This window comes from Ignavibacteria bacterium, from assembly GCA_025612375.1.
Classification (GTDB): Bacteria; Bacteroidota; Ignavibacteria; order Ignavibacteriales; family SURF-24; genus JAAXKN01.
This window is the reverse complement of sequence record JAAXKN010000007.1, coordinates 61,758-86,920: the sequence shown is the minus strand read 5'-3', so window position 1 is coordinate 86,920 and position 25,163 is coordinate 61,758. Positions and strand designations below refer to the sequence as shown.

At 43.2% G+C, this 25,163-nt stretch carries 21 protein-coding genes; 19 read left to right on the top strand and 2 right to left on the bottom strand.

Annotated elements, in window-relative coordinates; translation table 11 throughout:
• The first annotated feature begins 57 nt into the window (after nt 1–57).
• The 8 genes from HF312_07155 to HF312_07120 all read left to right on the top strand — a co-directional run bounded on the left by HF312_07155 (nt 58) and on the right by HF312_07120 (nt 10,806).
• Nucleotides 58–948 carry a metalloenzyme gene (locus HF312_07155; GenBank protein ID MCU7519980.1) on the top strand — a complete coding sequence of 297 codons (891 nt, stop codon included), beginning with the start codon at nt 58–60 and terminating at the stop codon, nt 946–948.
• The gene (locus tag HF312_07150) at nt 945–3,332 is read left to right on the top strand and encodes a DNA internalization-related competence protein ComEC/Rec2 (protein ID MCU7519979.1); all 2,388 of its coding nucleotides are present in this window, start codon (nt 945–947) and stop codon (nt 3,330–3,332) included. The genes HF312_07155 and HF312_07150 overlap by 4 nt, the downstream gene beginning before the upstream one ends.
• Before the next feature lie 90 nt (nt 3,333–3,422).
• Nucleotides 3,423–4,439 carry a UDP-N-acetylmuramate dehydrogenase gene (gene murB / locus HF312_07145; GenBank protein MCU7519978.1) on the top strand — a complete coding sequence of 339 codons (1,017 nt, stop codon included), beginning with the start codon at nt 3,423–3,425 and terminating at the stop codon, nt 4,437–4,439.
• 115 nt (nt 4,440–4,554) lie between these two features.
• Entirely contained in the window at nt 4,555–5,958 is a 1,404-nt protein-coding gene (locus HF312_07140) for an MFS transporter (protein ID MCU7519977.1), read from the top strand.
• Nucleotides 5,959–6,185: 227 nt separating this feature from the next.
• Entirely contained in the window at nt 6,186–6,812 is a 627-nt protein-coding gene (locus HF312_07135; GenBank protein MCU7519976.1) for a hypothetical protein, read from the top strand.
• Between the two features lie 76 nt (nt 6,813–6,888).
• Nucleotides 6,889–7,431, top strand: a complete 543-nt coding sequence (locus HF312_07130; protein ID MCU7519975.1) for a hypothetical protein — start codon at nt 6,889–6,891, stop codon at nt 7,429–7,431.
• 535 nt (nt 7,432–7,966) lie between these two features.
• Nucleotides 7,967–9,445, top strand: a complete 1,479-nt coding sequence (locus HF312_07125) for a TldD/PmbA family protein (protein ID MCU7519974.1) — start codon at nt 7,967–7,969, stop codon at nt 9,443–9,445.
• Nucleotides 9,446–9,483: 38 nt separating this feature from the next.
• Entirely contained in the window at nt 9,484–10,806 is a 1,323-nt protein-coding gene (locus HF312_07120; protein MCU7519973.1) for a TldD/PmbA family protein, read from the top strand.
• Nucleotides 10,807–10,881: 75 nt separating this feature from the next.
• Here the strand turns inward: HF312_07120 and HF312_07115 are convergent, their stop codons facing one another.
• Entirely contained in the window at nt 10,882–12,396 is a 1,515-nt protein-coding gene (locus HF312_07115) for a sigma 54-interacting transcriptional regulator (protein MCU7519972.1), read from the bottom strand.
• A 38-nt stretch (nt 12,397–12,434) separates the two neighbouring features.
• Nucleotides 12,435–13,535: a hypothetical protein gene (locus HF312_07110; GenBank protein ID MCU7519971.1), complete on the bottom strand. Its 1,101-nt coding sequence runs from the start codon at nt 13,533–13,535 to the stop codon at nt 12,435–12,437.
• A 252-nt stretch (nt 13,536–13,787) separates the two neighbouring features.
• On the opposite strand from HF312_07110, the gene alr reads away from it, so the two are divergent.
• From alr to HF312_07055, 11 genes are all read left to right on the top strand, one after another.
• Entirely contained in the window at nt 13,788–14,897 is a 1,110-nt protein-coding gene (gene alr, locus HF312_07105) for an alanine racemase (protein MCU7519970.1), read from the top strand.
• A 2-nt stretch (nt 14,898–14,899) separates the two neighbouring features.
• Nucleotides 14,900–15,805 carry a hypothetical protein gene (locus HF312_07100; GenBank protein ID MCU7519969.1) on the top strand — a complete coding sequence of 302 codons (906 nt, stop codon included), beginning with the start codon at nt 14,900–14,902 and terminating at the stop codon, nt 15,803–15,805.
• A 10-nt stretch (nt 15,806–15,815) separates the two neighbouring features.
• A complete protein-coding gene (locus tag HF312_07095; protein ID MCU7519968.1) occupies nt 15,816–16,883 on the top strand; it encodes an NTP transferase domain-containing protein in 1,068 nt (355 codons plus the stop codon).
• A 40-nt stretch (nt 16,884–16,923) separates the two neighbouring features.
• Nucleotides 16,924–17,586 (top strand): ribose 5-phosphate isomerase B, encoded by a 663-nt coding sequence (gene rpiB, locus HF312_07090; GenBank protein ID MCU7519967.1) that lies wholly within the window; start codon nt 16,924–16,926, stop codon nt 17,584–17,586.
• A gap of 33 nt (nt 17,587–17,619) precedes the next feature.
• On the top strand, nt 17,620–18,378 hold the full coding sequence (locus HF312_07085; protein MCU7519966.1) for a dihydroorotate dehydrogenase electron transfer subunit: 759 nt from the start codon (nt 17,620–17,622) through the stop codon (nt 18,376–18,378).
• A 29-nt stretch (nt 18,379–18,407) separates the two neighbouring features.
• Entirely contained in the window at nt 18,408–19,316 is a 909-nt protein-coding gene (locus HF312_07080) for a dihydroorotate dehydrogenase (protein MCU7519965.1), read from the top strand.
• 44 nt (nt 19,317–19,360) lie between these two features.
• The gene (locus tag HF312_07075) at nt 19,361–20,629 is read left to right on the top strand and encodes a bifunctional folylpolyglutamate synthase/dihydrofolate synthase (protein ID MCU7519964.1); all 1,269 of its coding nucleotides are present in this window, start codon (nt 19,361–19,363) and stop codon (nt 20,627–20,629) included.
• A gap of 169 nt (nt 20,630–20,798) precedes the next feature.
• The gene (locus tag HF312_07070; GenBank protein ID MCU7519963.1) at nt 20,799–22,046 is read left to right on the top strand and encodes a transcription termination factor Rho; all 1,248 of its coding nucleotides are present in this window, start codon (nt 20,799–20,801) and stop codon (nt 22,044–22,046) included.
• 126 nt (nt 22,047–22,172) lie between these two features.
• On the top strand, nt 22,173–23,441 hold the full coding sequence (locus HF312_07065; GenBank protein ID MCU7519962.1) for a GWxTD domain-containing protein: 1,269 nt from the start codon (nt 22,173–22,175) through the stop codon (nt 23,439–23,441).
• Nucleotides 23,438–24,439 (top strand): 4-hydroxythreonine-4-phosphate dehydrogenase PdxA, encoded by a 1,002-nt coding sequence (pdxA, locus tag HF312_07060; protein ID MCU7519961.1) that lies wholly within the window; start codon nt 23,438–23,440, stop codon nt 24,437–24,439. Before HF312_07065 ends, pdxA begins: the two co-directional genes overlap by 4 nt.
• Nucleotides 24,432–25,163, top strand: a complete 732-nt coding sequence (locus HF312_07055; protein MCU7519960.1) for a class I SAM-dependent methyltransferase — start codon at nt 24,432–24,434, stop codon at nt 25,161–25,163. The genes pdxA and HF312_07055 overlap by 8 nt, the downstream gene beginning before the upstream one ends.

The following is a 25,163-nucleotide window of genomic DNA, read 5'->3' as shown; positions in this document are numbered from 1 at the left end:
TTAAAGCTAAAGAAAATACTTATGCCAGAAATAAAAAATACCTCGCATTCAACGCTGATGATATTTATTGACGGGGTGGGCTTTGGGGAGCCTGATGCCCGGAAAAATCCTTTCTTTAAGTTGGGCTTTAAGGCTTTTACTGAGGTTTTCGGGGCGATCCCTAGCCTCAATAACCAAACTTTGACAGCAGAAAACGGCATTTTTCTTTTCCCCACAGACGCACGCCTTGGGGTGGATGGGCTACCGCAGAGCGGAACGGGGCAGACATCCATCTTCTGCGGCTTTAACGCGCCTAAGGTTCTGGGGCAGCATTTCGGTCCGTACCCCTATTCAACGCTTATCCCTCTGATAAAAGAGAAAAACATCTTCCGGGAATTCCTTGATAGAAAGCTTGAAGTAAACTTCGTAAATGCTTATCCTAAAATATTTTTCGATTATCTTGCCTCGGGCAAACAGCGCCTTAGCGCTACTACACTTTGCTGCCGGCTTAGCGGCCTAAGGCTTCATGATTATGAGGACTTAAAAGAGGGGAAAGCCCTATCGGCTGAGATTGATAACTCGAGGTGGGTTACAAAACTTGGGTATGATCTTCCCGTTATTGAGCCTGAAAGTGCCGCTGAAAGGCTCATGGGAATTGCCTCACACAATTCATTTACATTATATGAATACTTCTTAACCGACCACCTGGGCCATGGGCGCAACGCCGACACGTTTGAAGAGACGATGCATACGCTTGACAGGTTTTTATATCACATACTGAAAAACTTTCCGGAGGATATGACGCTGGTGATATGCTCCGACCACGGCAACCTGGAGGACATTTCGGTTAAAAGCCATACGCTTAACCCTTCTATCACAATTACAGCAGGGAAATATGCCTGGGAACTGTCAGAGAAAATTAAGGATCTTACAGATATTAAACCGGCAATACTGGACCTCTATGGATGAAAGACTACCCGGTAATTAGAATATGCCTGATGTTTATGGGCGGAATTATTCTGCAAAAGATCTTTGCCCCGGGCATCAGCGTACTTTTTATACTGGCAGCTTTTTTCACTCTCTTATCCTTAATAAACCTCAAATGGAAATCCACAGAATCGTTACTACTTGTATTGTCCTCAATAGTCATTTTCCTTGCCGGGGCAGTATACTTCGGGTTGTATAAAACGGATCTTAAGCCTTATCCCTTTCAGGTTTCCAGGCTGAAGGATGTGGCGCTGTGGGGAAAGGTAAGCTCCGTTGACCTGAAAAGAGACTATGAAATAAGATTTCTGCTTAAATCGGATTCTCTAAGGCTAAATGATAAAACATACAGCCTGGGGCTTTCAGTTATCTGCCGGCTGAGGGATGAGGAGGCGGGAAGCCTCGATTCTGCATATAAATGCCTTAATCCCGGGCAGTACGTAATGATTAAGGGGACCTTCTCAAAAGGGAGGCAAAGAAGAAATCCGGGAGAGTTCGACTATCAGAACTACCTTGAAGAAAGAGGTATAAGTGCCCTCCACACAGCCTTCAGCACGGGTGACATTTCAATTCTTTATCAGGCTGAAAAGATGCCCCTTGAGGAGCTTGTTTTCAGCGTAAGAAAGAGTATTGATGAGGTATTCAGCAGGCTTCACACAAAAAACTGCGCCTCATTGCTGAGGGGATTTCTCCTTGCAGACAGGAGTGAAGTTGACGAGGAGGTGCAGAGCGACTTTATAAATACAGGCGTAGTGCACATACTGGCAGTCTCAGGGAGCAATGTGTTATTAATTATTATGATCTTTACACTCCTCTTCGGGCGCTTTAATGTGGTTGTGCGTTCTGTTCTGACCCTGACAGGGTTATTTTTATTTTTAATCATAACAGGTTCTTCACCTTCAGTTGTAAGGGCTGTAACAATGGGTGCGGTGGGTTCCGCGGCATTTCTTACAAACAGAAGCTACAACGTATTTAACCTCCTTGCAATTGCGGCCGTAATAATCCTGGGGCTTAACCCGAACCAGCTTTTTGATTCGGGATTCCAGCTTTCCTTTGCTGCGGTCATATCAATTGCTGTAATTTACCCTCACCTGAAATCTCTTCTGGACAGGCTAAATATAAAATCTGCAATAATTTATAAGCCCCTGCTTTTTATTTCAGTTACCATTGCGGCCGAGGTTGGCGTCTTGCCCTTTACGCTTTACTATTTCGGAAGGGTGTCGGTTGTTTCACTTCCTGCAAACCTTTTGGTTATACCGCTTTCTTTCCTTATTTCTGCCCTTGGAATAGTTACGCTAGTTCTAAATCCTGTTTCACAATACATAGCCTCGGTTTATGCCGGAATGAACAATCTTTTTGCCGACGTGCTGATTTATATAACGCACCTTCTTGGCAGCCTCAGCGTGTCGTATCTTTCTATAAGGGAATTCACTTTAGCTGACCTTTTAATATCATACACTTTTTTATGCGGCTACTTTATAGTAATAAGACGCCTGGAGAGCCTTTTGGCAAAGTGGATAACAGCATTGCTTTGTGTAATTAACATATTTTTATTCTGCTCACTGGACAATAAAAGTTTGCTGCCGGAACATGAGCTTACCATAATGGCGATCGACGTAGGGCAGGGGGATGCCACGCTTGTAAAGTTTCCGGATAATACCACAATCCTGATTGATGCCGGGCCGGTGAGCCGGTATTCCGACAGCGGGGAGAACACAATTTTTCCCCTGTTAAACCGCCTGGGGATTGATAAAATTGACTACGGCTTTATTTCTCACGTGGATAACGACCACTACTCGGGCTTTATTTCGCTGATTAAAAAAGGTGTAATAAGAAAGATCTTTAAGCCCAGGCTGGATAAAAATTATCCCAAGGACCTGAGTCTGGAGCAGTTTCTTAAAAAAAGCAGAATCCCCATTCTTTATTACAGGAAAGGAAGTCTTAAGTTCGGCAATGCTAAAGTCTACATTCTGAACACTGAGGAACTGGGAACTTCAGGGAGCTTAAACGACAGAAGCGGCGTAATTAAAATTGTTTACGGCAGTACAAGCTTCCTTTTTGAAGGGGATGCCGGGAAAATGGAAGAGGGAATATTAGCTGAAGAATACGGGGACTTTCTTTCTTCCGATTTCCTGAAAATGGGGCATCACGGGAGTAAACACAGCTCTTCTTCTAAGATGCTGGCCTTAGTTAAGCCTTCATACGGGTTAATAAGCGCGGGTGTACAGAACCGCTTCGGGCATCCATCAAAAGAAGTGCTGGAAAGAAGCAGGCAGTTTAGTATCAGACTTCTCAGGACCGACCAGGAAGGGGCTATAATTCTTAGGAGCAACGGCGATAAGATCAGAAAAGCTGCCTGGAAAGAGTAAAATAATCCGCCCTGGGTAAGAATAAAATTTGTATACCAAAGTCCCTTATAAATGTTTATCTTTCAGCTTATTAAAAATTCATGTGATGTAATGGAAATAAAATCTGACTATTCAATAAAAGAATTAAATACATTTGGAATAGAAGCCAGAGCGAGAAAATTTGCCGCGGCAGAAACTTTAGAAGATTTAAGGGGTTTACTGGAAAGTGATGAGTTCCGCGGAATGCCAAGACTGATCTTAGGCGGCGGCAGTAACGTCCTTTTTACAAAAGATTTTGACGGCATTGTTATAAAAATGCTTCTAAAGGGAATTGAAGTCCTGGGTAAAGATAACTCCTGTGTTTACGTAAAAGCCAGGGCAGGTGAAAACTGGGACGACTTTGTAAGCTACGCGCTGGAGAATAACTTTGGGGGCCTTGAAAACCTCTCGCTCATTCCCGGAACTGTAGGTGCAAGTCCCATACAGAACATCGGGGCATATGGCGTGGAAATTAAGGATGTGCTTCATGAAGTTGAAGGGATTAACCTCTTGACGGGGAAGACAGAAGTATATGATAATAGTTCCTGCCGGTTCGGCTACAGGAATTCAATTTTCAAGCAGGAGCTTAAGAACAGTTTTGTGGTGACTTCAGTTACATACAGGCTCAGTCTTGATCCCAGAATCAACGTCTCTTATGCAGCCTTAAAGCAGGAACTTCTCGGGCTTACTGAAAGTGAAATAACAATAAGGGATGTAAGTGAAGCGGTTAAAAGGGTTAGGATGAGCAAGCTCCCGGATCCCAGTGTGCTGGGTAATGCAGGAAGCTTTTTTAAGAACCCCGAGATAGAAAAAGAGAAATTCCTTAAATTAAAGGCCATGCATCAGGATCTGACAGGCTATGAGACCCAGGCAGGGAAAGTAAAAATTCCTGCCGGGTGGCTTATACAGAATTCGGGCTGGAGGGGTAAAAGGCTCGGCAATGCAGGAAGCTATGACAAGCAGGCGCTTATTCTTGTAAATTACGGCGGGGCAGCGGGAAAAGATGTTGTTGAGCTCTCGCGTGCCATTCAGGCTTCGGTGGAGAAGGAATTTGGTGTACATCTGGAAACAGAGGTAAATATAATCTGATAGCCTGAGCAGTTGAAATTAAATAAATAATCGTTATTTTCGGGATCATAAATCAGAATAAAATCCGGTAACTAATAATCAGGGTATTAATTTTTTTTAAGTTGGGAGAAAAATTATGGCAGACAGCGAAATTGCCAGCCAGGAATCAAAAGAAAGCGTTTCGAAGGGCATATTAAAAGAAATTACGCAGCCCTTTATTGACGTTATGCATACTTCAAGGGCTCTTATGGGCTTAAACATTTCCTATATTCTTGAAGGACTAACATACTTCGGCGTTGTAACACTTCTTGCAATTTACTTCAATGAGTTCATCGGCCTGAATGACATCAACGCGGGGCTTATGGTTGGTGTACTTACAGGCGGCATAACGCTCAGCATGCTTTTCCTTGGTGCCACCGTCGACTGGGTGGGAGTAAGAAAGTCGCTTTTGTTGTCTTTGGGATTCATGCTCATAGGCAGAGTTCTGCTTGCTGTAGCTCCCGGAATAACCGGAACGTCCGGCATGTGGTCCTCGGCGCATATAACAGCAATGCTTGGAATATTCGGGATTATCCTGGGTTACGGCATTTACCAGCCTGCCTGCTATGCCGCGGTTAAGATGTGGACAAATGAGAACACGGCCGCAATGGGCTACGCCATGCTTTATGCGCTGATGAACCTGGGAGGGTTTCTTCCGGGACTCGTTTCACCACCGCTCAGGAAAGCCTTCAGCATAACGGGTGTGTTCTGGTTTTACTCTGTTCTGACAGTTGTGGGAATGCTCGTTGTAGCGTTCATTATTACAAAGAAAGCTGTACGCCAGGCCGAGGCCGAGGCAGGAACACAGGGCAAGGTGGAAGAAAAAGATGAATTTGAGGAGATGACGGGAAAAGAAAAGCTTAAGTTTTACTGGAAGAACTTCCCGCTTAAGGATTTAAGGTTCCTTTATTTCATATTTATCTTAATTCCCGTTCAGACTCTTTTTGCGCATAACTGGCTTACTATTCCGCAATACACAAGCCGTGCATTCTCAGGGTTCGTAAAAGACAACTTTGAATTTTTCTCTAACTTCAATCCTATTCTGATATTTATTCTGACCCCTATGGTTGCGGCGCTTACGGCCAAGAAGAATGCCTACAAGATGATGATACTTGGAACGTTTGTTATGGCATCGCCTACGTTCCTTCTGGTTTTGGGACCGAACGTTTACACACTGTTTGCCTTTCTTATTATCATGACGATTGGTGAAGCCATGTGGCAGCCGAGGTTCCTGCAGTGGGTAGCAGAAATTGCGCCCAAGAACATGACAGGAATTTATATGGGAATAGGACAGTTCCCGTGGTTTCTGACCAAGGTGTTTACAAGCTTTTATTCAGGCTGGTTCCTGATGCACTATTGCCCGGAAAATACACCGCCCAACCAGATGAACACCGAATTCATGTGGCTCATCTACGGCTTCATAGCCATAATAAGTCCGATCGGCTTACTCCTCTCCAGAAAATGGATGATGAAGGGCTTCAAGACGAAGCATGGGGAATAAGTAATAGAAAAATTTTTTTGATCATCGAGGCGCTTTACGGCGCCTCTTTTATTTTATACAATGAATAAAAGCCGTGATCAGTCGCGGCAATTGAATATAGCTGATAGTTACTCAGTTAATACTTGCTTTATAATTTATTGATTAATAAGTTCCAATTGAGAATAGGTGTTTTCATTTATAAGAGAAATATATAGGGGAAAAGTGATTCACTTAAAACAAAATCTATCATGAAAACCATAGCTGCTTTAATCATTGTAATAGTTTCATTATCCAAACTGATAAATGCTCAAGAAATCAAATTGGGTCCAAATGAAATTGACTCACTATTTACTACACAATATTATACTTATTTAGGTAATAATGAATTTACGACAAATTTTAGGAGTCCATGTTATATTCCCTGGGTCGGAATAAAACTGAATGAAATCTCATATGAAAAGGGATCGAGACAGCTGCATCTAAGAGGAAAAGTAATAAATGAGAATGGCAAAGAGTATGAGATTCCCTTTGCCAGAATAATAGCCGGTGACATTTCCGATACGGAAACAGTGATTTCCGGTATCTATATAGGGGATAAGAAAATTGACTATGGGAATAAGAAAACGGGAAACAGTTACTTCCATCCATATCAGGTACTGGAAGCTTACAAAGATGGTGAATTTGACATAACCATTGAAGTTAAAAGCTCGAAAGCTAATTTAGCTTTTCTCTTTCCTGAGGCAGCAAAAGGAGCTATAAATTCAGTAGATAAGGATAATGATGAACCAGGAACTATAATGGCCTGGGTTAAAATAATAAACATCGGTGAAATATATAATCCTGATTATTTTGAGAAGCGGTCACTTCCGAAATGAGGAATTAAATAAAAAATTAATAATTGATCGCGGTTCTGTAGGTCTCGGGTATTCAACTCTTTGATATTTGAGGTTAATGTTGAAAACTGTATCCTTATTTTTATTATTACTAACCAATTTGTGTCTGGCGCAAGAGATTCCATATATAATAACTCTTGCCTCCTCAAAGGATTCCGTTTTGTCGACGGAAGAGTTCACAGTAACTTACTCTCTTTCAGAAGTCGAAGGCTATATATATATAGGAGTTGCGCCGAGCAGTTTTGAAGTAATCGGGCCTGACCGGTGGGAAGGAGAAATAAAGGCTGGGGAAACAAAAACTGTTTCATTTAGATTAAAGCTTAGTAAAGAAGCTTCAGAGAGTCGCTTTATAAGTAAATCAAATCATGTGGAAATTACCTGGGGCCGGGAACCGTTTGGTAAATACGTATTAAGAGGGTTCGTAACAAAATCTGTTTCGATTAAATTGAAAGATTTTGCTGAACTCAGAAGAAGAAATACGGAAAAAGCAAAACAATCCTCGAAAAAAGACGGGAATACTATTCAACTTCAAATACTGCCTGATATTGCAGATACCATACATACCCGGAAAGTCTATATGATTGGACCGAAAACCTATTAAAATGGCAATTCAAAATGCGAGAAATTTTTGTCTGAATAACGGTCTCAGACATTCCCGGAGAGCCCACTTGTGGAACCTGATGTTTAGCCCGTTTCCATACATGGAGCCCATTCAGGGCTCTTAGATTGAGGGGAGATATTCTCGAGCTATAGACAGTGCACACCTTCGGTGCTTGGGGACCTGGCCGTATACCTGCTTCCCTTAAGTTGTCTTTCCGGTATAAGCTATCCGACTAAAGCCCTCAAATTAAATATTTTAGAATTCTTCAGTGAACCGTTGATTTTCTTTTAATTTAAGGCTATTTTGACTAAAGTTTGATAATTGGGATGACAATATCTCTTTTCCAATGACCTTTCCCTTACGATATTTTATCCGTTCTTATTGTTCTGGTACTTTAACTTCATTCTTTCTTTGCTCTTGTAGGAAGACATTTACACTTCTAACATAAATTGGAGCATATATGAAAATTACCAGGCGTGCCTTTCTGGAAAGAACTTCCAAGGGCTTAGTTGCTGCCGCTTTCGTGCCTTATTTTATGAGATTTGATACCGAAAAGGCCTTAAGAGGTCCTTCCGTTTCTTCAGCTAACCTAAAAGAATTCATGGACCATTTCGGCGTCGATGAAAAGACAATCAGTGATGTTATGGCGGAAGCCCTGTCTAAGGGCGGGGACTATTGCGACCTCTACTTCCAGCACTCGATCGATAATTATATCGGCCTTGAGGATAAGGCAGTTAACCGCGCATATACAGACGTCGGCTTCGGCGTTGGTATACGGGTCCTTAAAGGCGACCAGACCGGATACTCCTTTACAGAGGAGATTACACCTAACGCAATGAAGCTTGCCGCAAGAACTGCCGCCAACATTGCCGACTCTGGCAATATAGTCAAACCGGTAGAGCTGAAATTAAAGGAAGTCCCGAACTTCTATCCAATTGAAACTCCATGGGAGCAGGTCGGTGTGGATAAGAAGGTTCCTTACCTCCAGCAGATTAACGACAAGGTTTTTGCCGAGGATAAGAGAATCATTAAGTCTAACATATGGTTTATTAACGGCACCTCCTACGTTATGATAGCAAATTCACAAGGCAAGATTGTATGCGACTATCAGCCGATGGGGCAGATTGCCGTTAACTGTACGGCTGAACAGAACGGGCAGCGAGAACAGAACTACTTTGACCTATCCGGTAGACGCGGCATTGAGTTCTTTACGCCTGAGAATATTGACCGCCTAGCAAAGGAGTCCGTAAGACGGACCCTTATGCTCTTTGACGCCGTAAAGCCTGAGGCCGGGGAAATGGAAGTGGTGCTTGCTCCGGGCATAAGCGGAATTCTTCTGCACGAAGCTATCGGGCATGGAATGGAAGCCGACTTTAACCGCAAGAAAATTTCAATTTTTAGCGACAAAATTGGCAAACCTGTTGCCGAAAACTTTGTAACTATTGTGGATGACGGCACAAACCCGAACCTCCGTGGATCGCTTAACGTGGATGACGAGGGCAATGAAACCGAAAAAACTTACCTCGTGGAAAACGGCACACTTAAAAGCTACCTGCACGACATTATAAGTGCAAATTACTACAAGGTGAAACCAACCGGAAACGGCAGAAGGGAATCCTTCAGGCACGTTCCACAGCCTAGAATGAGAAACACGTACATGGAGCCGGGACCCCATAAAAAAGATGAAATTATTGCCAGCGTTAAGAAGGGCCTCTACGCTGAAGCATTTACAAACGGCGAGGTATTTATAGGCGCCGGTGACTTTACTTTCTATGTGAAGTCGGGCTACCTGATTGAAAATGGGAAGATTACAAAACCCGTTAAGGATGTTAACATTATAGGTAACGGTCCGCAGGTGCTGAGGGACATTGTAATGGTTGCCGATGACCTTAAGATAGGCGAAGGCGGCGGGACCTGCGGCAAAAACGGGCAGGGTGTGCCTGTTTCAATGGGGCTGCCTACGGTTAAGGTTAAGAAAATCACTGTCGGCGGAATCAGCACTGCTAAATCCTAATTCATCCATATTAAAAAGAAATTATAAGGAATTTTCCCATGAATAATAAAGAAAGGCTCGACCTTGCAGAATGGGCCATGAACTACGCCCTGAAGACGGGTGCCGATGAATCCTCTGCCGTAATTTACAACAGCCGCGATATTGAAATTGAGTACAGGGATAAGAAACTGGAGACAATGAAGGAATCCACAAGGAACTCTCTTTCACTTCAGGTCTACGCCGACAAGCGCTATTCAGGGCACTCGACAAATGACTTAAGAAAAGACTCCCTTGAAAAATTTATTAAGGAAGCTGTTGCTGGAACAAAATACCTTACGCGCGATGAATTCAGGGCACTGCCCGATCCCAAATACTATCCTGAGAATACGGATACGGACCTTGGACTTACCGATCCGGGCTACGATAAAATTGAGGCTTCCGAAAGAAAGAATATTGCCTCAGAGATTGAACGTGTTGCCTCAGCTCAAAGCGACCTGATAATTTCGGCTACTGCGGGCTATAACGATTCTTATTATGAATTTGCCCGCGTGCACAGCAACGGTTTTAAGGGAGAAGGCGCAGGCACATTCTTTACAGCCGGAGCCTCGGTTACAGTAAATGATAAAGACGGCGGCAGGCCCGAGGACTGGTACTACGCCACTTCAAGGTTCCGCAATGAGCTGCCCACGCCTGAAATGCTTGGTAGGAATGCCGCCGAAAGGGCATTAAAGAAAATCGGGCAGAAGAAAATCGAGTCGGGTATTTATGAAATGCTGGTTGAAAACAGGGCCGGATCAAGGCTTCTTTATATGCTTGCAGAACCCTTAAGCGCAAGGGCACTACAGCAGAAAAGCTCTTTCCTGGATGGGATGCTGGATAAGCCTATAGCTTCGGATAAACTGACCGTTATAGACGACCCGTTTGTACGCGGCGGATTCGGCTCCAGGATTTTTGACGGCGAGGGGATTGCAGCTAAGAAGAAGATGATAATTGAAAAAGGAGTTTTAAGAAACTACTATGTCGATAATTATTATGGAAAGAAAATAGGAATGGAGCCTAATTCAGGATCAACATCTAACATTCTCTTTGAATATGGGACAAAATCGCTGGAAGACATGATTAAAGATCAGAAAAGAGCAATCCTTGTTAACGGGTTTATAGGAGGCAACTCCAACTCCACAACAGGCGATTTCTCATTCGGAATTGTGGGATTTTTAATCGAGAACGGAAAGATAGTAAAACCTGTAAACGAAATGAATGTAAGCGGTAACGCAAAGGACTTCTGGAAAAGTTTAGCTGAAATGGGGAATGACCCTTATCCCTACAGCTCAATGAAAATTCCAACTATGGCCTTTACAGGTGTAAACTTCAGCGGCCTTTAATCATTTGAAAAACAAAAGGGGCAAAGCCTTAAACTCTGCCCCTTTTTATATGTCAATTCTGAACGGGCTGATGGCTTAGATGAAAGTATCCGAGTTATTCAAATCCTCATCTTCTTCCTTGTTCATTGAAAACATACTGCTCAGCATATCCTTAAACTGCAGACCCTTTTCCAGGCGGAACTTGCTTAAAAGTGAGTATTCAGAAAGCCCGTGCAGTATAAATTCCATTAAAAGAAGCTTATTAGATTCATCCTCATTCGGGTGATATTTATTTACGAGCTCCTTAAGTCCGGGAATTGCTGTAAGTGTCTTCTTATACTCAGCATTTGAGAAGCTGTTCATAAGATCGATCTGGTTACCCTTGCCGAACCAGTTAATGATAGGAAGATAGGGGTTGGAATCCTGGTTCCTCTTCAGCTTATCCGGGTTAGGGAAGTATAAAGAGAACTGACTTCTAATTGCCTTACCCACCAGAATCTGTGCAACCTTGGCCGGGCCTTCCTGCTCACCCTCATAAACGAGCTCAATTTTACCTGTTATGGACGGTATTACCCCTGCAAAGTCGCTAATTCTGATGTGTGTTTCTTTTTCCTTATTTATAAGGAGCCTGCGTTCAGCGGCGCTTACAAGGTTCTCATAAGCCGAGATTGTAAGGCGGGCCGAGACGCCGCTTTTAGCGTCGATGTATTCGCTTTCCCTTGCCTCAAAGGCAATTTGTTCAACAAGAAGCTTAACAAGTTCGGATGAACAAACCCTTTGCGCCTGCTCCACTGTCAGCTTTGCCTCCTGGCTTGTAATTTCTTTTGAAATATGAATTGACTTCGGGTAATGGGTTAAGATCTGGCTGTCAATTCTGTCTTTTAATGGTGTAACGATAGCTCCGCGGTTTGTATAGTCCTCCGGGTTTGCCGTAAAGACGAACTGTATGTCCAGAGGAAGCCTGATCTTAAAGCCTCTTATCTGTATATCCTTTTCCTGAAGGATATTAAAAAGTGCGACCTGTATTCTTGCCTGCAGGTCGGGGAGCTCATTTATGACGAAAATTCCCCTGTGCGAGCGCGGTATAAGTCCAAAGTGAATTACCCTTTCGTCGGAATAGGGGAGTTTCATGTTGGCGGCCTTAATCGGGTCCACGTCGCCAATTAAGTCAGCAATTGAAACGTCCGGTGTAGCCAGCTTTTCCGTATATCTTTCAGAGCGGTGCATCCAGGAGATCGGTGTATCGTCGCCGTGCTCCTTGATCAGGTCCAGAGAATACCTTGAAATCGGGTCAAAGGGGTCGTCGTTAAGTTCAGATCCCTCCACAACAGGGATATATTCATCAAGCAGGTTAATCATGAGGCGGGCAAGGCGTGTTTTTGCCTGTCCGCGAAGTCCCAATAGAAGAATATTGTGCCTGGAAAGAATAGAGGTATCGATGTCCGGAATAACGCTTTGTTCATAGCCGACAATCCCGTGGAAACTGTTCTCGTTGTTCTGCAGCTGTTTAATCAGGTTTTCGCGCATTTCATCCTTGATGGAGCGCGGTTTATAACCGGTGTTTTTTAATTGTCCTAAAGTTCTGATTTCGGAATGATTTTTAATCAACATAGTTTTCGGGCCCTCCATTAGTTTACTCTCAGGCCGCATTACTTAAGAGTTTTGCGGCGGTTTCGGATATAATCTTCAAATATGTATTCACCTAGTCCGGTCGGGCTGCTGTAGAAAGCCTTCCCATTATTAATTTTAGTAAATTCCCTGACAAAATTCTGCAGATAAGGGTCTTTTGCTATCATAAAAGTTGTAATTGTTATTCCCATCCTCCGGCACTTGGCCGCCTGGTCCAGAGTCTTGTTGAGGATTTTCCTGTCCATTCCGAAGCTGTTCTTGTAATACTTGAGGCCTTCCTTAAGACAGGTAGGCTTTCCGTCTGTAACCATAAATATCTGCTTGTTTCCCGTTCTGCGGCGCCTTAAAATATCCATTGCAAGTTCAAGCCCGGCATAGGTGTTGGTGTGATAAGGCCCAACCTGAAGGTAGGGGAGGTCCTTAATTTCAATCGGCCAGGCGTCGTTGCCGAAAACAATAACGTCAAGCGTATCCTTCGGGAATTTTGTTGTTATCAGTTCAGCAAAGGCCATTGCAACTTTCTTAGCCGGTGTTATTCTGTCTTCCCCGTAGAGGATCATTGAATGGGAAATATCTATCATAAGAACAGTAGAAGTAATTGTCTTATATTCTCTTTCCTCAACTTCCAGGTCGTCTTCTGTGAGCGTAAAATCCTTAATTCCATGGTTGATCTGTGCATTTTTAATTGAATCGGTCATATCTATCTGGTCCAGGGCATCACCAAACTCATAGTCGCGCCTGTCTGAAGTTTTCTCATCCCCGCGGCCTGACAAAGGGGTGCGGTGGTTTCCGGCTACAGAACGCTTGAGTTTGCCGAACACCTCCTCGAGCGACCGGCGGCGTATCGACTGTTCACTTTTGGCCGTTATGTTATATACTCCCGGATTTGATTCGTCTTCAGAAAGATAATCCTTGTCCTTCAGATCCTGTATAAAATCACCAATTCCGTATTCATCTGAAGTCAGGTTATACTTTGAATCTAGCTGGCTTAAGAGGTTAAGGGCTTCAGAAACGTTTCCCGAGGTCAGCGTCAGAAGCTGCAGGAATACGTTAAGCAGTGATTCAAAAGAGCTCCCCTGATTATCATCGGGAGTGAAATCTGTGAATCTGTATCCTATCATTTCGCCACTTTATTTTATTTTATAAATAAATTGCCTATATAGTATTAACCTGATAAAAAAGACAAAAGTTCTGATTTGAAAAAGGGGATTTTAAATCCTCTCTTTACATTAAGGGCGGAATTGCCGGAAAACAGGGCAAAAGGAAGGTTATTTTAGGGCTTCACAATAACAAAATAAAAAGATGATTTGATTGATTATCACTTTAATAAAAAGTATATTTTACGGTTATTTTTAATAAAAATATTCGGAAAAATGCGACCTACTATTGCCAAAATAAACCGTTCAAACCTTAAATTCAATTTTCTTAACATTAAAAAGAAAGTAAAAAAAACGAAAATTTGTGCCGTGGTTAAAGCCGATGCATATGGCCATGGAATGACGGAATGTGTAAAAACACTGCTTTCCTTAGAAAGCAAAAAACCTGACTACTTTGCCGTAGCCTTGCTTGAGGAAGCAATTGAATTCAGAAAAGCGGGCTTTAAGGAGCCTGTGCTGGTCTTTGCCCCGGTTCTGAAATCCGAGGTTAATGATTACCTCAAGTACAAAGTACTTTTCACTGTATTTACAGAAGAACACTTAAGCTATTTAAGAGAAACCGGTAAGAAGAATATCAGGATCCACATCAAAATAGATACCGGTATGGGGCGCCTCGGGGTAAGCTATAGTGAGGCGGCTGCATTCATTAAAAAGGTAAGCCTGGATAAGCAGTTCATCATTGACGGCATCTACACACACTTTGCCACCTCAGACGAATACGACAAATCCTATGCGCTCCTGCAGCTGGAAAGATTCAAAGCCATTGTTGATGAATTAAAGAAAAGTAACGTTAACTACGGGCTGGCCCATTGCGCCAACAGCGGGGCTATACTGGATATGCCTGATGCATATTTCGACATGGTAAGACCGGGCATTGCCCTTTACGGATATTATCCTTCGGATGAGACTTCTGAATCTATTAAGCTTAAGCCTGTAATGTCGCTTGTTACAAGCGTTACAAACATTAAGGAAGTAGAGCCAGGGCAGTCGATCAGCTACGGAAGGAAATTTATAGCCAAAGCAAAAACCAGAATTGCCACGGCTTCAGTTGGATATGCCGACGGCTACGTGCGCGGGCTTTCAAACAGGGCTGAAGTAATAATTAAGGGGAAAAAGTACCCGCAGGTAGGGCAGGTTTGTATGGACCGCATAATGTTCGACATCGGGACTAACGGCAGCATTAAGGAAAACGATGAGGTCATTTTGCTCGGAAAATCAAAAGGACTTGAAATTACCGCTTCAGACTGGGCAAAGATGCTGAACACAATTCCTTATGAAATTACCTGTAATATCAGTAAAAGGGTTCCCAGAGTATACACTGACTAAATATGGACTTAATACAGCAATATATTGTCCAGTGTATTATTTGTGCAGCCAATAATTTAAGATTAAATACGGAAAAAATTGAGGTCGTTGCTCTTATAAGGGAGAATATCTGCCAGTCAAAGGACCTTGAAAAAGAAATTCAGAAAATGAAGAAAGTTACAGAGCTATCAACCTTTGCCATAAGACTAGGGGAAATACATAACTTTATAGCCAAAAGCAAAGTTGATTTTCTTAAAATTACCGATAAGTTTAAAGAGCACAGCTACTACATAGTTAAGGACCTGAACAACCTGCTTGACAGGGTTACGCCCCAGGCATTCAGGCAGATCCTCTATGATATGAAAATGGAGGATGAGGCTATCAGCGTCGACCTCTCAAAAAGAAGTTCAGATGCGGCTTTTGATGACGAAGTAACTGTAGAAGAGGGGGTAGCAGTAACCCCGGCCATAGCGGATAAGTCTCCTGAAAAGCCCTCTGAGGCGAGAAAGCTGTCTGCTGACAGCGCTGCCCAGACAGTCAGGAAGACTGAGGCTGAAGAAAACATACTCTTTGAAGATTATGAAGCCTGCATTTTAAGCCCTATAAAGGAGCTTGATACGTTCTTAAAGAAAATGTCCGATGAGCCTCCTGGCAAAGAAGAGATAGAAAAATACCGTGAAATCATGCAGAAAAATGCGGATCTATCTGATAAAATAGGTTTTGAAATTATAGCCAATATGCATCATGTTTTTGTCAGGGCACTTGAGCTCCTAAAGTCAGATGCAATACCGCCTGTAAGGGAGGTAGCCGAGGGGATGAGGGCCGCTCTTATTGTTATTGTGGCAGTCATAAGGGGTAAGGACGTGGATATAAAAAAATTCTTAAATAAAGCTGAAGATTTTGGAAGAAAAATTCAGAATATAAACTAAAGGAAATCGAATGGAACTATATGCAGTGATCATGGCTGGCGGGGTTGGTGCCCGGTTCTGGCCCAGAAGCAAGGAAAAGAAACCTAAGCAGCTTCTGAAGATCTTTGGTCAGAATTCAATGATCCAGGATACTGTAAAACGCCTGGAAGGATTGGTTGATAAGAAGAATATATTTGTCATTACAAATAAAGTCCAGAAAGCAGAAATTAAAAGTCAGCTCTCAGATTTACCCGCAGAAAACATTATTGATGAACCTTTCGGTAAGAATACAGCAGCTGCTATCGGCCTGGCTTCAATCATAGTCGGAAAGAAAAATAAGGAAGCTGTAATACTGACACTCCCGGCCGACCATATTATAAGAGATAAAGATGAATTCCAGAGGACTTTAAGCTCTGCTGCAAAGTTCGCATATGAAAAGAAGGGGCTGGTTACAATAGGCATTAATCCTACAAGGCCCGAAACAGGATACGGTTACATTCAGATTGAGGAAAAGCCGGTTGAGGACAACATATTCAAGGTGCTTACATTTGCTGAAAAGCCCAATTATGCAACCGCGGTTAGGTTTATTGAAAGCGGCGATTTCCTTTGGAACAGCGGCATGTTCATCTGGAGAATTGATACCATTTTAAGCGAAATTGAAACCTATATGCCCGAGCTCTTTGATGGCCTGAAGGAAATTGAAGGAAGCCTGGATACTCCTGCCTTTGAGAAGACTTTAGGCCACGTCTACGGACAGCTAAAGAGCATCTCAATCGATTACGGCGTGATGGAAAAGTCTTCAAACGTTTATCTTACGCGCGGCATGTTCATCTGGAGCGACGTTGGAAGCTGGGAAGAGGTTTACCAGCTGACTGAAAAAGACGAGGACGGAAACGCACTGGTTGGAAAAACCTACTGCCAGAATACTAGTGACTCCTATGTATATTCGCCCAAGAAGTTTACTGCTGTAGTAGGCGTAGAGAACCTTATTGTCATAAATACAGACGACGCACTCCTGATCTGCAGGCGTGACAAGGCACAGGAAGTAAAGAACGTAGTTGATTATCTGAAGATGAAGAAGCTGACAGAGCACTTATAATTGACCTCTAAGTAAAAATCTTTAGCAAAATCCTAAAAGTATGAAAAAACTCATCCTGGAAAGTGACATTATAAAGCTATTCAGGCAGGGCATTAAAGTTCTGCCTGTTGCTCCAAATGACATTGTTACCCCTCTGGCTTTAGATAAAATAAAGTCCCTTGGTATTACAATTGTGCGCCGTGAGGAGTCTGAGGCAATTGAAGCCGATTCAACGTCAGGCGCTCCAAAGGTAAAGCTTAACAAAGCGGCAATTGGAAGTGACCATACGGGATTCCGGATAAAAGGGGTGCTTTCAAAGGTTTTAACCGACAAGTCCTACGGTGTAATAGACGTAGGGACACATGATGAGGCTTCATGCGACTATCCCGATTTTGCCCTTGGAGTTGCGCTTCAGGTAATTGAGAAAAAAGTTGATTTCGGGATTATTGTGGACGCTACGGGAATTCCCTCGGCAATAACCGCAAATAAAATCCCGGGTATCAGGGCCGCAACCTGCTACAACGAGTTCTCGGCCAGAAGTGCCAGAGAACATAATGATGCAAACGTATTGGTTGTTGGAGCAAAGGCGCTTGGTGAAGAGACCATAAAATCGATTCTGGAAGTTTTCATGACAACCTCTTTTTCTGGCGGCAGGCACCAGAAAAGGCTGGATAAAATTACGGCCGTAGAAGAAAAATTCATGAAACCGGAACTAAAAGCATAGAATTTAGATTTATAAAGAAGACGAGAGTAATATTTGATTATTGCAAATGCAGAAGTTTTACAGCTGATTGAACTGGGAAATGCAGTATTCCTCCTAAAGGTGCATTGCCCGGAAATTGCACGCGAAGCACAGCCCGGCCAGTTCTGTAACGTTAAAGTTTCAGATTCCAATTTCCCCCTTCTTAGAAGGCCTTTCAGCATATGTGACGTTGATGGCGACAGCCTTTCTTTCATGTTCAACGTGCCGGGAGAAGGTACAAAAACGCTTTCGCATAAAAAGGTAGGAGAAGTCCTGGATATACTGGGGCCGCTCGGAAACGGCTTTAAGATCAGTGACGATTATGAATGTGCCGTTTTTGTTGCCGGAGGGCTTGGTTCTGCGCCGTTTCCTTTCCTTACCAAAGCAATGCCCGAAGAAAAAAAGATTTACAGCTTTGTAGGCGGGCGTTCATCGGGTGACGTAATAACATACGGAATGAAGAACGCTATAATTTCCACCGACGACGGCTCAAAGGGCTTTAAGGGAAACGTTGTTGAGCTCCTGGAAGCAAATAAGGCAATTTTAGACGGGGCAAAAATAAAGGTTTTTGCATGCGGGCCAACCCCGATGCTAAGGGCAGTCAAAGATTTCTGCATGAAATACGGCTACAACTGTGAAGTTTCAACCGAATGTGCAATGGCCTGCGGATTCGGCATCTGCCAGGGCTGTCCTATTCAGGCCCTCGATAAAGACGGATACTATCTTGTCTGCAAGGACGGTCCGGTCTTTGACATAAGAAAGGTTGTAATATGATTGAGAAGAGCCTTTTAAGCACTGAGGACATAGACCTCTCGGTTCAGATCGGAAGCATGAGGCTGAAAAATCCAGTCATGCTGGCATCCGGGACCGTGGGATACGGAAACGAGATCTCGAACCTTACCGATTTAAATAAAATCGGGGCCGTTATTACAAAATCCGTAAGCCTGAAGCCGAGGAAAGGCAACCCTCCGCAAAGAATAGTTGAGACCTCGTCAGGAATGCTGAACGCAATAGGCCTGGCAAACGTGGGCGTTGAGGAGTTTATAAAAACAAAAGTCCCGTTCTTGAAGCAGTTTGATACAAATATCGTCTGCAACATTGCCGCAAGCTCAATTGAGGAGTATGTGGAGTGCACGCGGATTCTTTCAGCCGAAGATGTAATTAAGGCCTTTGAAATTAATATTTCATGCCCCAACGTCAGGGAAGGGGGGCTCATATTCGGTCACGACCTGAGGGCCGTGGGCGAGATTACACGGAAGGTTAAGGCCGCAACAGATAAGCCGGTAATAATAAAGCTCTCTCCAAACGTGCCCGACATTGCAAGTTATGCAAGGGTGGTAAGTGAGGAAGGCGGTGACGCCGTTTCAGCCATAAATACGCTCGTTGGTACATCGTTTAATATATATACACGCAAGCCTAAACTCTTTAACGTTACAGGCGGCCTGTCCGGCCCGGCAATTAAACCGGTTGCTTTGGCCAAGGTGCTGGAAATTAAAAGGCAGGTTAAGATTCCGATTATCGGAATAGGCGGGATAATGACGTGGCAGGATGCCGCAGAATTTATGATCGTCGGAGCCACGGCATTTGAGATTGGAACGGTCAACTTTGTTAACCCTAATGCGGGTGTGGAAATAGCAGCGGGGCTGGTGGAATATTGCAGAAAAATGGGCATTAAAAAGATATCGGATTTGACAGGTTCATACATTATATGAAATTATGCCCCGGTAACGTGCCAAGTATAGAATCAGGTTATTAAATGTCAGACAGTGAGATTAAACAAGCTTTGGACAAGCTTTATTCCCTGCAGAAATTCGGGATCAAGCTCGGCCTGGATAATATAACAGCTTTGCTGGAATATCTGGGTAATCCGCATAAAAACTTTAAGTCCTTTCACATAGCAGGCACAAACGGCAAGGGAAGCACAACATCCTTTATTTCCAGCATTTTAATTGAAGAGGGATATAAAACAGGACTCTATACTTCGCCTCATTTTATCAGGTTCAATGAAAGGGTCAGAATACAGGGAAAAGAAATTCCTGATGAATATATTGTGGAATTTATTAACGGCATTAATCGTTTCATAGATATACACAAACCTACGTTCTTTGAGGTTACAACAGCCCTGGCATTTAAGTACTTTTCCGACATGAATGTGGAATATGCCGCAGTTGAAACGGGCCTTGGTGGAAGGCTTGACGCAACGAATACCTTAAATCCTCTTGCTTCCATAATAACTTCAATAAGCCTTGAGCATACTGAAATTCTTGGCGGCACGCTTGAAAAAATCGCCTTTGAAAAAGGGGGAATAATTAAAAACGGGTGCAGGGTATTTACAGGCATTCTGCCCGAAGAAGCTGAAAAGACTATAAGAAATATCTGCAGCGAAAAGAAAGCGGAGCTCTTCCGTCTTAGTGACTATTTGGAAAAGGAAAGCACGGGGCTTAAGACTGAGAGCCTGCGGCTTGAAAAAATTGAGCCGGCTTTATTCGGGCCTTATCAGAAGAATAATGCCGCACTTGCAGTATTAACGCTTAATAAGACGCTTGGCCTTAATAATCCGCGTCATATAGACTCAGGGCTCAAAAACGTTGTAAAAAATTCCGGAATACAGGGTAGGTATGAAGTTTATCTGGAGCAGCCCCGTATAATATTTGATTCAGCTCACAATCCGGAGGGTATAGAAAGTTTCCTAAGCGCATTTATTCCTCAGAAAGATGAGTTCAGAAAGAAGACGCTTCTTTTTGGCGTAATGAGGGATAAGGCGGTTAAAGAAATGCTCACGGCCCTGGCGCCTTACTTTGATGAGATCCACCTTAACACGATTGATTACGACAGGGCAGCAGGGCTTGACGAACTGGAAAGAATCGGGCTTGAGCTGGGTATAAATTGTTTCCAGGAGAAAAACGGCGCTGACTTTGTGGAGAGTTTTTCGAAAAAGGAAAAAGGCGAATGCCTCGTCGTGCTGGGGAGCATGTACGTGCTGGGGAAGATCAAGGAAGAGCTGTTGAAGAAAAAAAAGCCTTGACATTTTTTACCAATAAGTATAATTTTACTATAGTTCCTCTTGTTCCTTTCACAGCTTTCAAAACAGAGTGATCAGTAAATAACCCCGATTAACTAATCCGGTTATAATTTTAACATAATGCACAATAATAGTATTTTAATAATTCTTAATGTAGGATTGAAATATGCCAATGGATATTTCTGAACTTCAATCTAAGAAGATTGTTGATTTAAATAAGATAGCTAAAGAACTTGGAATTACAGGTTACAGCGATCTTAGAAAACAGGAACTTATTTTCAAAATCTTAGAAGCACAGACGACAAAAGACGGATTGACCTTCTCCAAAGGCGTTCTTGAAGTGCTTGCTGATGGCTACGGTTTTCTAAGAAGCTCCGACTATAACTACCTTCCGTCTCCCGACGATATATATGTTTCTCCATCTCAGATAAAAAGATTTAGCTTAAGAACAGGGGATCACGTTTCAGGCCAGGTAAGGCCTCCAAAGGAAGGAGAGCGCTTCTTCGCCCTTTTAAGGGTGGAAGCTGTAAACGGGCAGGACCCCGATACAATCAGGGAAAGAACACTTTTCGACAACCTGACTCCTCTTTATCCGACCAAAAGACTTATACTTGAATCTGCTCCAGGCGAATACTCAATGAGAATAATGGACATACTTTCGCCGATAGGAAAGGGACAGAGAGGACTCATTGTTTCACCACCTAAAAGCGGTAAAACAATCCTCCTTCAGAAGCTTGCCAACTCAATTACACGTAACCACCCCGAAGTCAGACTTATCATGCTTTTAATAGATGAACGCCCGGAAGAGGTTACAGACATGCAGAGATCCGTTCAGGCTGAAGTCATCAGCTCTACGTTTGATGAGCCTGCAGAGCGCCACGTTCAGGTAGCCAATATGGTTATCGAGAAAGCCAAGAGAATGGTTGAAGCAAATATGGACGTTGTCATTCTTCTGGACAGTATTACAAGGCTTGCAAGAGCACACAATACTGTTGCTCCTCACAGCGGCAGAATCCTTTCCGGCGGTGTGGATGCAAATGCTCTCCATAAGCCGAAACGTTTCTTCGGTTCTGCAAGAAATACAGAAGACGGCGGAAGCCTTACAATTATTGCCACGGCACTCATTGAAACAGGCAGCAGGATGGACGAAGTTATCTTTGAAGAATTCAAGGGTACAGGCAACATGGAACTTGTCTTAAGCCGCGACTTAAGTGACAGAAGAATCTTCCCGGCAATTGACATCAACAAGTCGGGTACAAGAAAAGAAGAACTCCTCTTAAGAGAGGAAGAGCTGAATAAGATCTGGATCTTAAGAAAAATCTTCAGCGATTTTGACCCGATTGAGGCAATGGAATTCCTCCTCGACAAAATGAAGGGAACAAAAAATAATAAAGAATTTATAAACAATATGAATAGTTAATCTATTGATTAAAGTTCTTTACTAAAGCCGGATTAACAAGGGCTGAATTATTGCCTTTTTGATCCGGCTTTTTGTTATCTTAAGAAAAACGTCACATTTATATTGCCTTCTGAAAAAAGGATAAATATGAAAAAAATCTTATTACTCTGCCTCATCTTACTTGGCGCAGTTACTTCAGCGCAGCCTTCAAGGCCGGGCTTAAACCAGATGCGCGGGATATTCTTCGATACAATTGTAATCCCTTCGGGAAATAATTCCGACTGCTATATTACTTATCAGACCACCTGCAACAGGCTCGTATTTGTAAAAGCCAAGGATGTTTTTACAACACACTTCAGCCTGAATATTGAAGCCGTGGACAGCCTTACGGGAAAAGTCTACCGGGAAATTACGGAGAATGAATACTCGGTTAATGATTTTGAAGAAACAAATTCAGAGAGCAAATATGTGCAGGGTGTTCTCAAGCTCTCGCTTCCTGCGGGAAGCTATAAGGTTGTGCCGGTAATTTATGACTTTAACACAAACAGCGAGCATGTTCTCTCCCAGTTTGATCTTAAAGTTATGCCTCAGGATGAAAAATGGGCGCTTTCGCCGATAGTCTTAAAGGAAGCCCTTGCAGCGTCCAAAAGTCCGCAGAAGCACGTGCTGGCGGGCTTTGACGGCAACGTGCCGTTTTCACATGAAGATTACGACATGGTTATTCCTGTAACCGATACGAACATTTCTTCAGTTTATGTGGAGCTGAAAAATAACGATTCGCTAATATTTAAGGATTCCCTTAAGAGCTCATTTGTTGCCGGGTTGTCATTCAGCCGCGACAGGGAGAATATTACTGCTGAATATAATTCACACGGCACACTTACGCGCAACTTTGTTCTGCATAAGTTCAATGAAAAGCTTCAGGAAGGGACGCTTACAATAAGCCTTTTAAGCGGAAATAAAGAAAAAACTCTTTTCAGGCGCTCTGTTACCTGGTACAACAAACCCCGCTCACTTAATAATCTTGAATATGCAGTGAAAGTCCTTAAGAATATTGACGCGGACGAAAAGCAAAAGAAAAATATAGCCCAAAGCAAAATGGACTATACACAGCTCGTAAATTACTGGAAGAGGTTTGATCCAACGCCTGAGACGGCATATAACGAGCTGATGGCTGAGTTTTACAAAAGGGTTGATTACGCTGCAGCGAGCTTTTCACTAATCAGTAACCCTGATGGCGCGGAAACGGACAGGGGAAAGATTTACATTAAATTCGGAAAGCCTAAGTCGGTTGAAAGAATATACACCGGTTCAAAAGATGTGCGTGAAGTCTGGGTCTATGACGAGCCTGAGAGGCAGTTTGTTTTTGTTGACAAGTCGGGCCTTGGAAACTTCATCTTAAGCGGGAAGCTATGAATAACTTTGTCTTTACCTGCGGCGACATTAACGGCATAGGACCTGAGATTGTCCAGAAGACAATAAACAGGATTTCCGGCCAGGGAAACCTCAAAATTTACTACCTGTGCCCGGCAGAGGTCTTTGAAAGGATATCGGAGAAGATCCCGCCCGATTTTGCCTACGAGATACAAAATAAGATTCCTGAGGCACCTGTCCGAAAGAAAGGCCCGGTGGAAATAATTAACATCAAAGAAGACGGATTTATTCAGGAGCCCGGCAAGCCTACTGCCATCTCGGGCATTGTAAGCTTCAGGGCAATAAAGGGGTCATTTGAAATTGCTTCGCGCGGGCTTGCCGATGCCATAATAACGGCGCCAATTTCAAAAGAAGCGCTCGGCATGGCTAAAATAGACTTCCCGGGGCACACGGAAATGTATGCCGAATGGAGCAGGGTAAAAGACTTTGTTATGATGTTCTGGTCAAAAAAAATGAAGTGCGCCCTTGTGACAATCCATGAACCTGTAAAAAGGGTTCCTAAGCTTATTACCACAGAAAGCATACAGAGGACGCTTAAGGTGGTAATTTCTTCGCTGAGGCGTGATTTTAATATAATAAGTCCCAGAGTTGCAGTCCTCGGGCTTAACCCCCATGCCGGTGAAAATGGCAGAATTGGCCTGGAGGAACTGGAAGTAATTACGCCTGCCATAAAAACTTCAGGCTTCAGTGATATGGCCTCAGGGCCTTTTGTGCCCGACGCCTTCTTTGCGAACAGGCTTTATTTGAAGTACGACGTTGTAATAGGAATGTATCACGACCAGGTCCTAATTCCTTTTAAGTTTTTGAACTTCTCCTCTGGAGTCAACTTTACGGCAGGGCTTCCCGTTGTAAGGACAAGTCCTGACCACGGGACGGCATTTGACATTGCTGGCAGGTATGTTGCCGACGAGAGCAGCATGCTGCAGGCATTTCTTCTTGCCCGCAGGATTGTAAGAAACCGCAAGAGGCAAAATGTCTGAAGAAGTCAAGCCTTATAAACTGATTGCGGAAATATATTCCCACCTCATGCGCTTTATTAGCTACGATGAATGGGCTGAATACTATTACATGCTTACAAAGGATTATATTCCGCCTGAAAGCAGCGTGCTTGAGCTGGCAGGGGGCAACTGCAAGCTTTCTTCAAGACTAAAGAAGTATTACCAGGACGTAATAGTTTCCGACCTGTCGTATGAAATGCTTCTGCAGTCAGAAGACGCCGAACTCAAAAAAGTATGCTGCAACATGATGGCACTTCCTTTTAAGAAAAAGTTTGACCTCATTGTCTCGGCATTCGACAGCGTTAATTATTTACTGACGAGAAAATCGATAAATCAGTTTTTTAGCGAAGTATATTCTTCTCTTAAGCCCGGCGGCATCTTCTCATTTGACGTGAGCCTGGAGACAAACAGCATTAAGAACATAAGGTACCTAAACCGGAAAGGGGCATATAAAGGGATCCGCTACGTTCAGAAGAGCAGGTACGACAAGGAAAGAAGAATTCATACCAATATATTTGACATCAGGCTTGCTAATGGGACCGTTTTTACGGAAATTCACAAACAGAAAATATTTCCTCTGGAAGTTTATTTTGAGCTTCTGGCCAGGAATAGATTTTTAATCAAAGAATGCTTCAATGCGTTTTCATTTGAAGACGCGGATATGAATGCCGAAAGAGCGCAGTTCATAGCATTAAAAGTAAAGTAG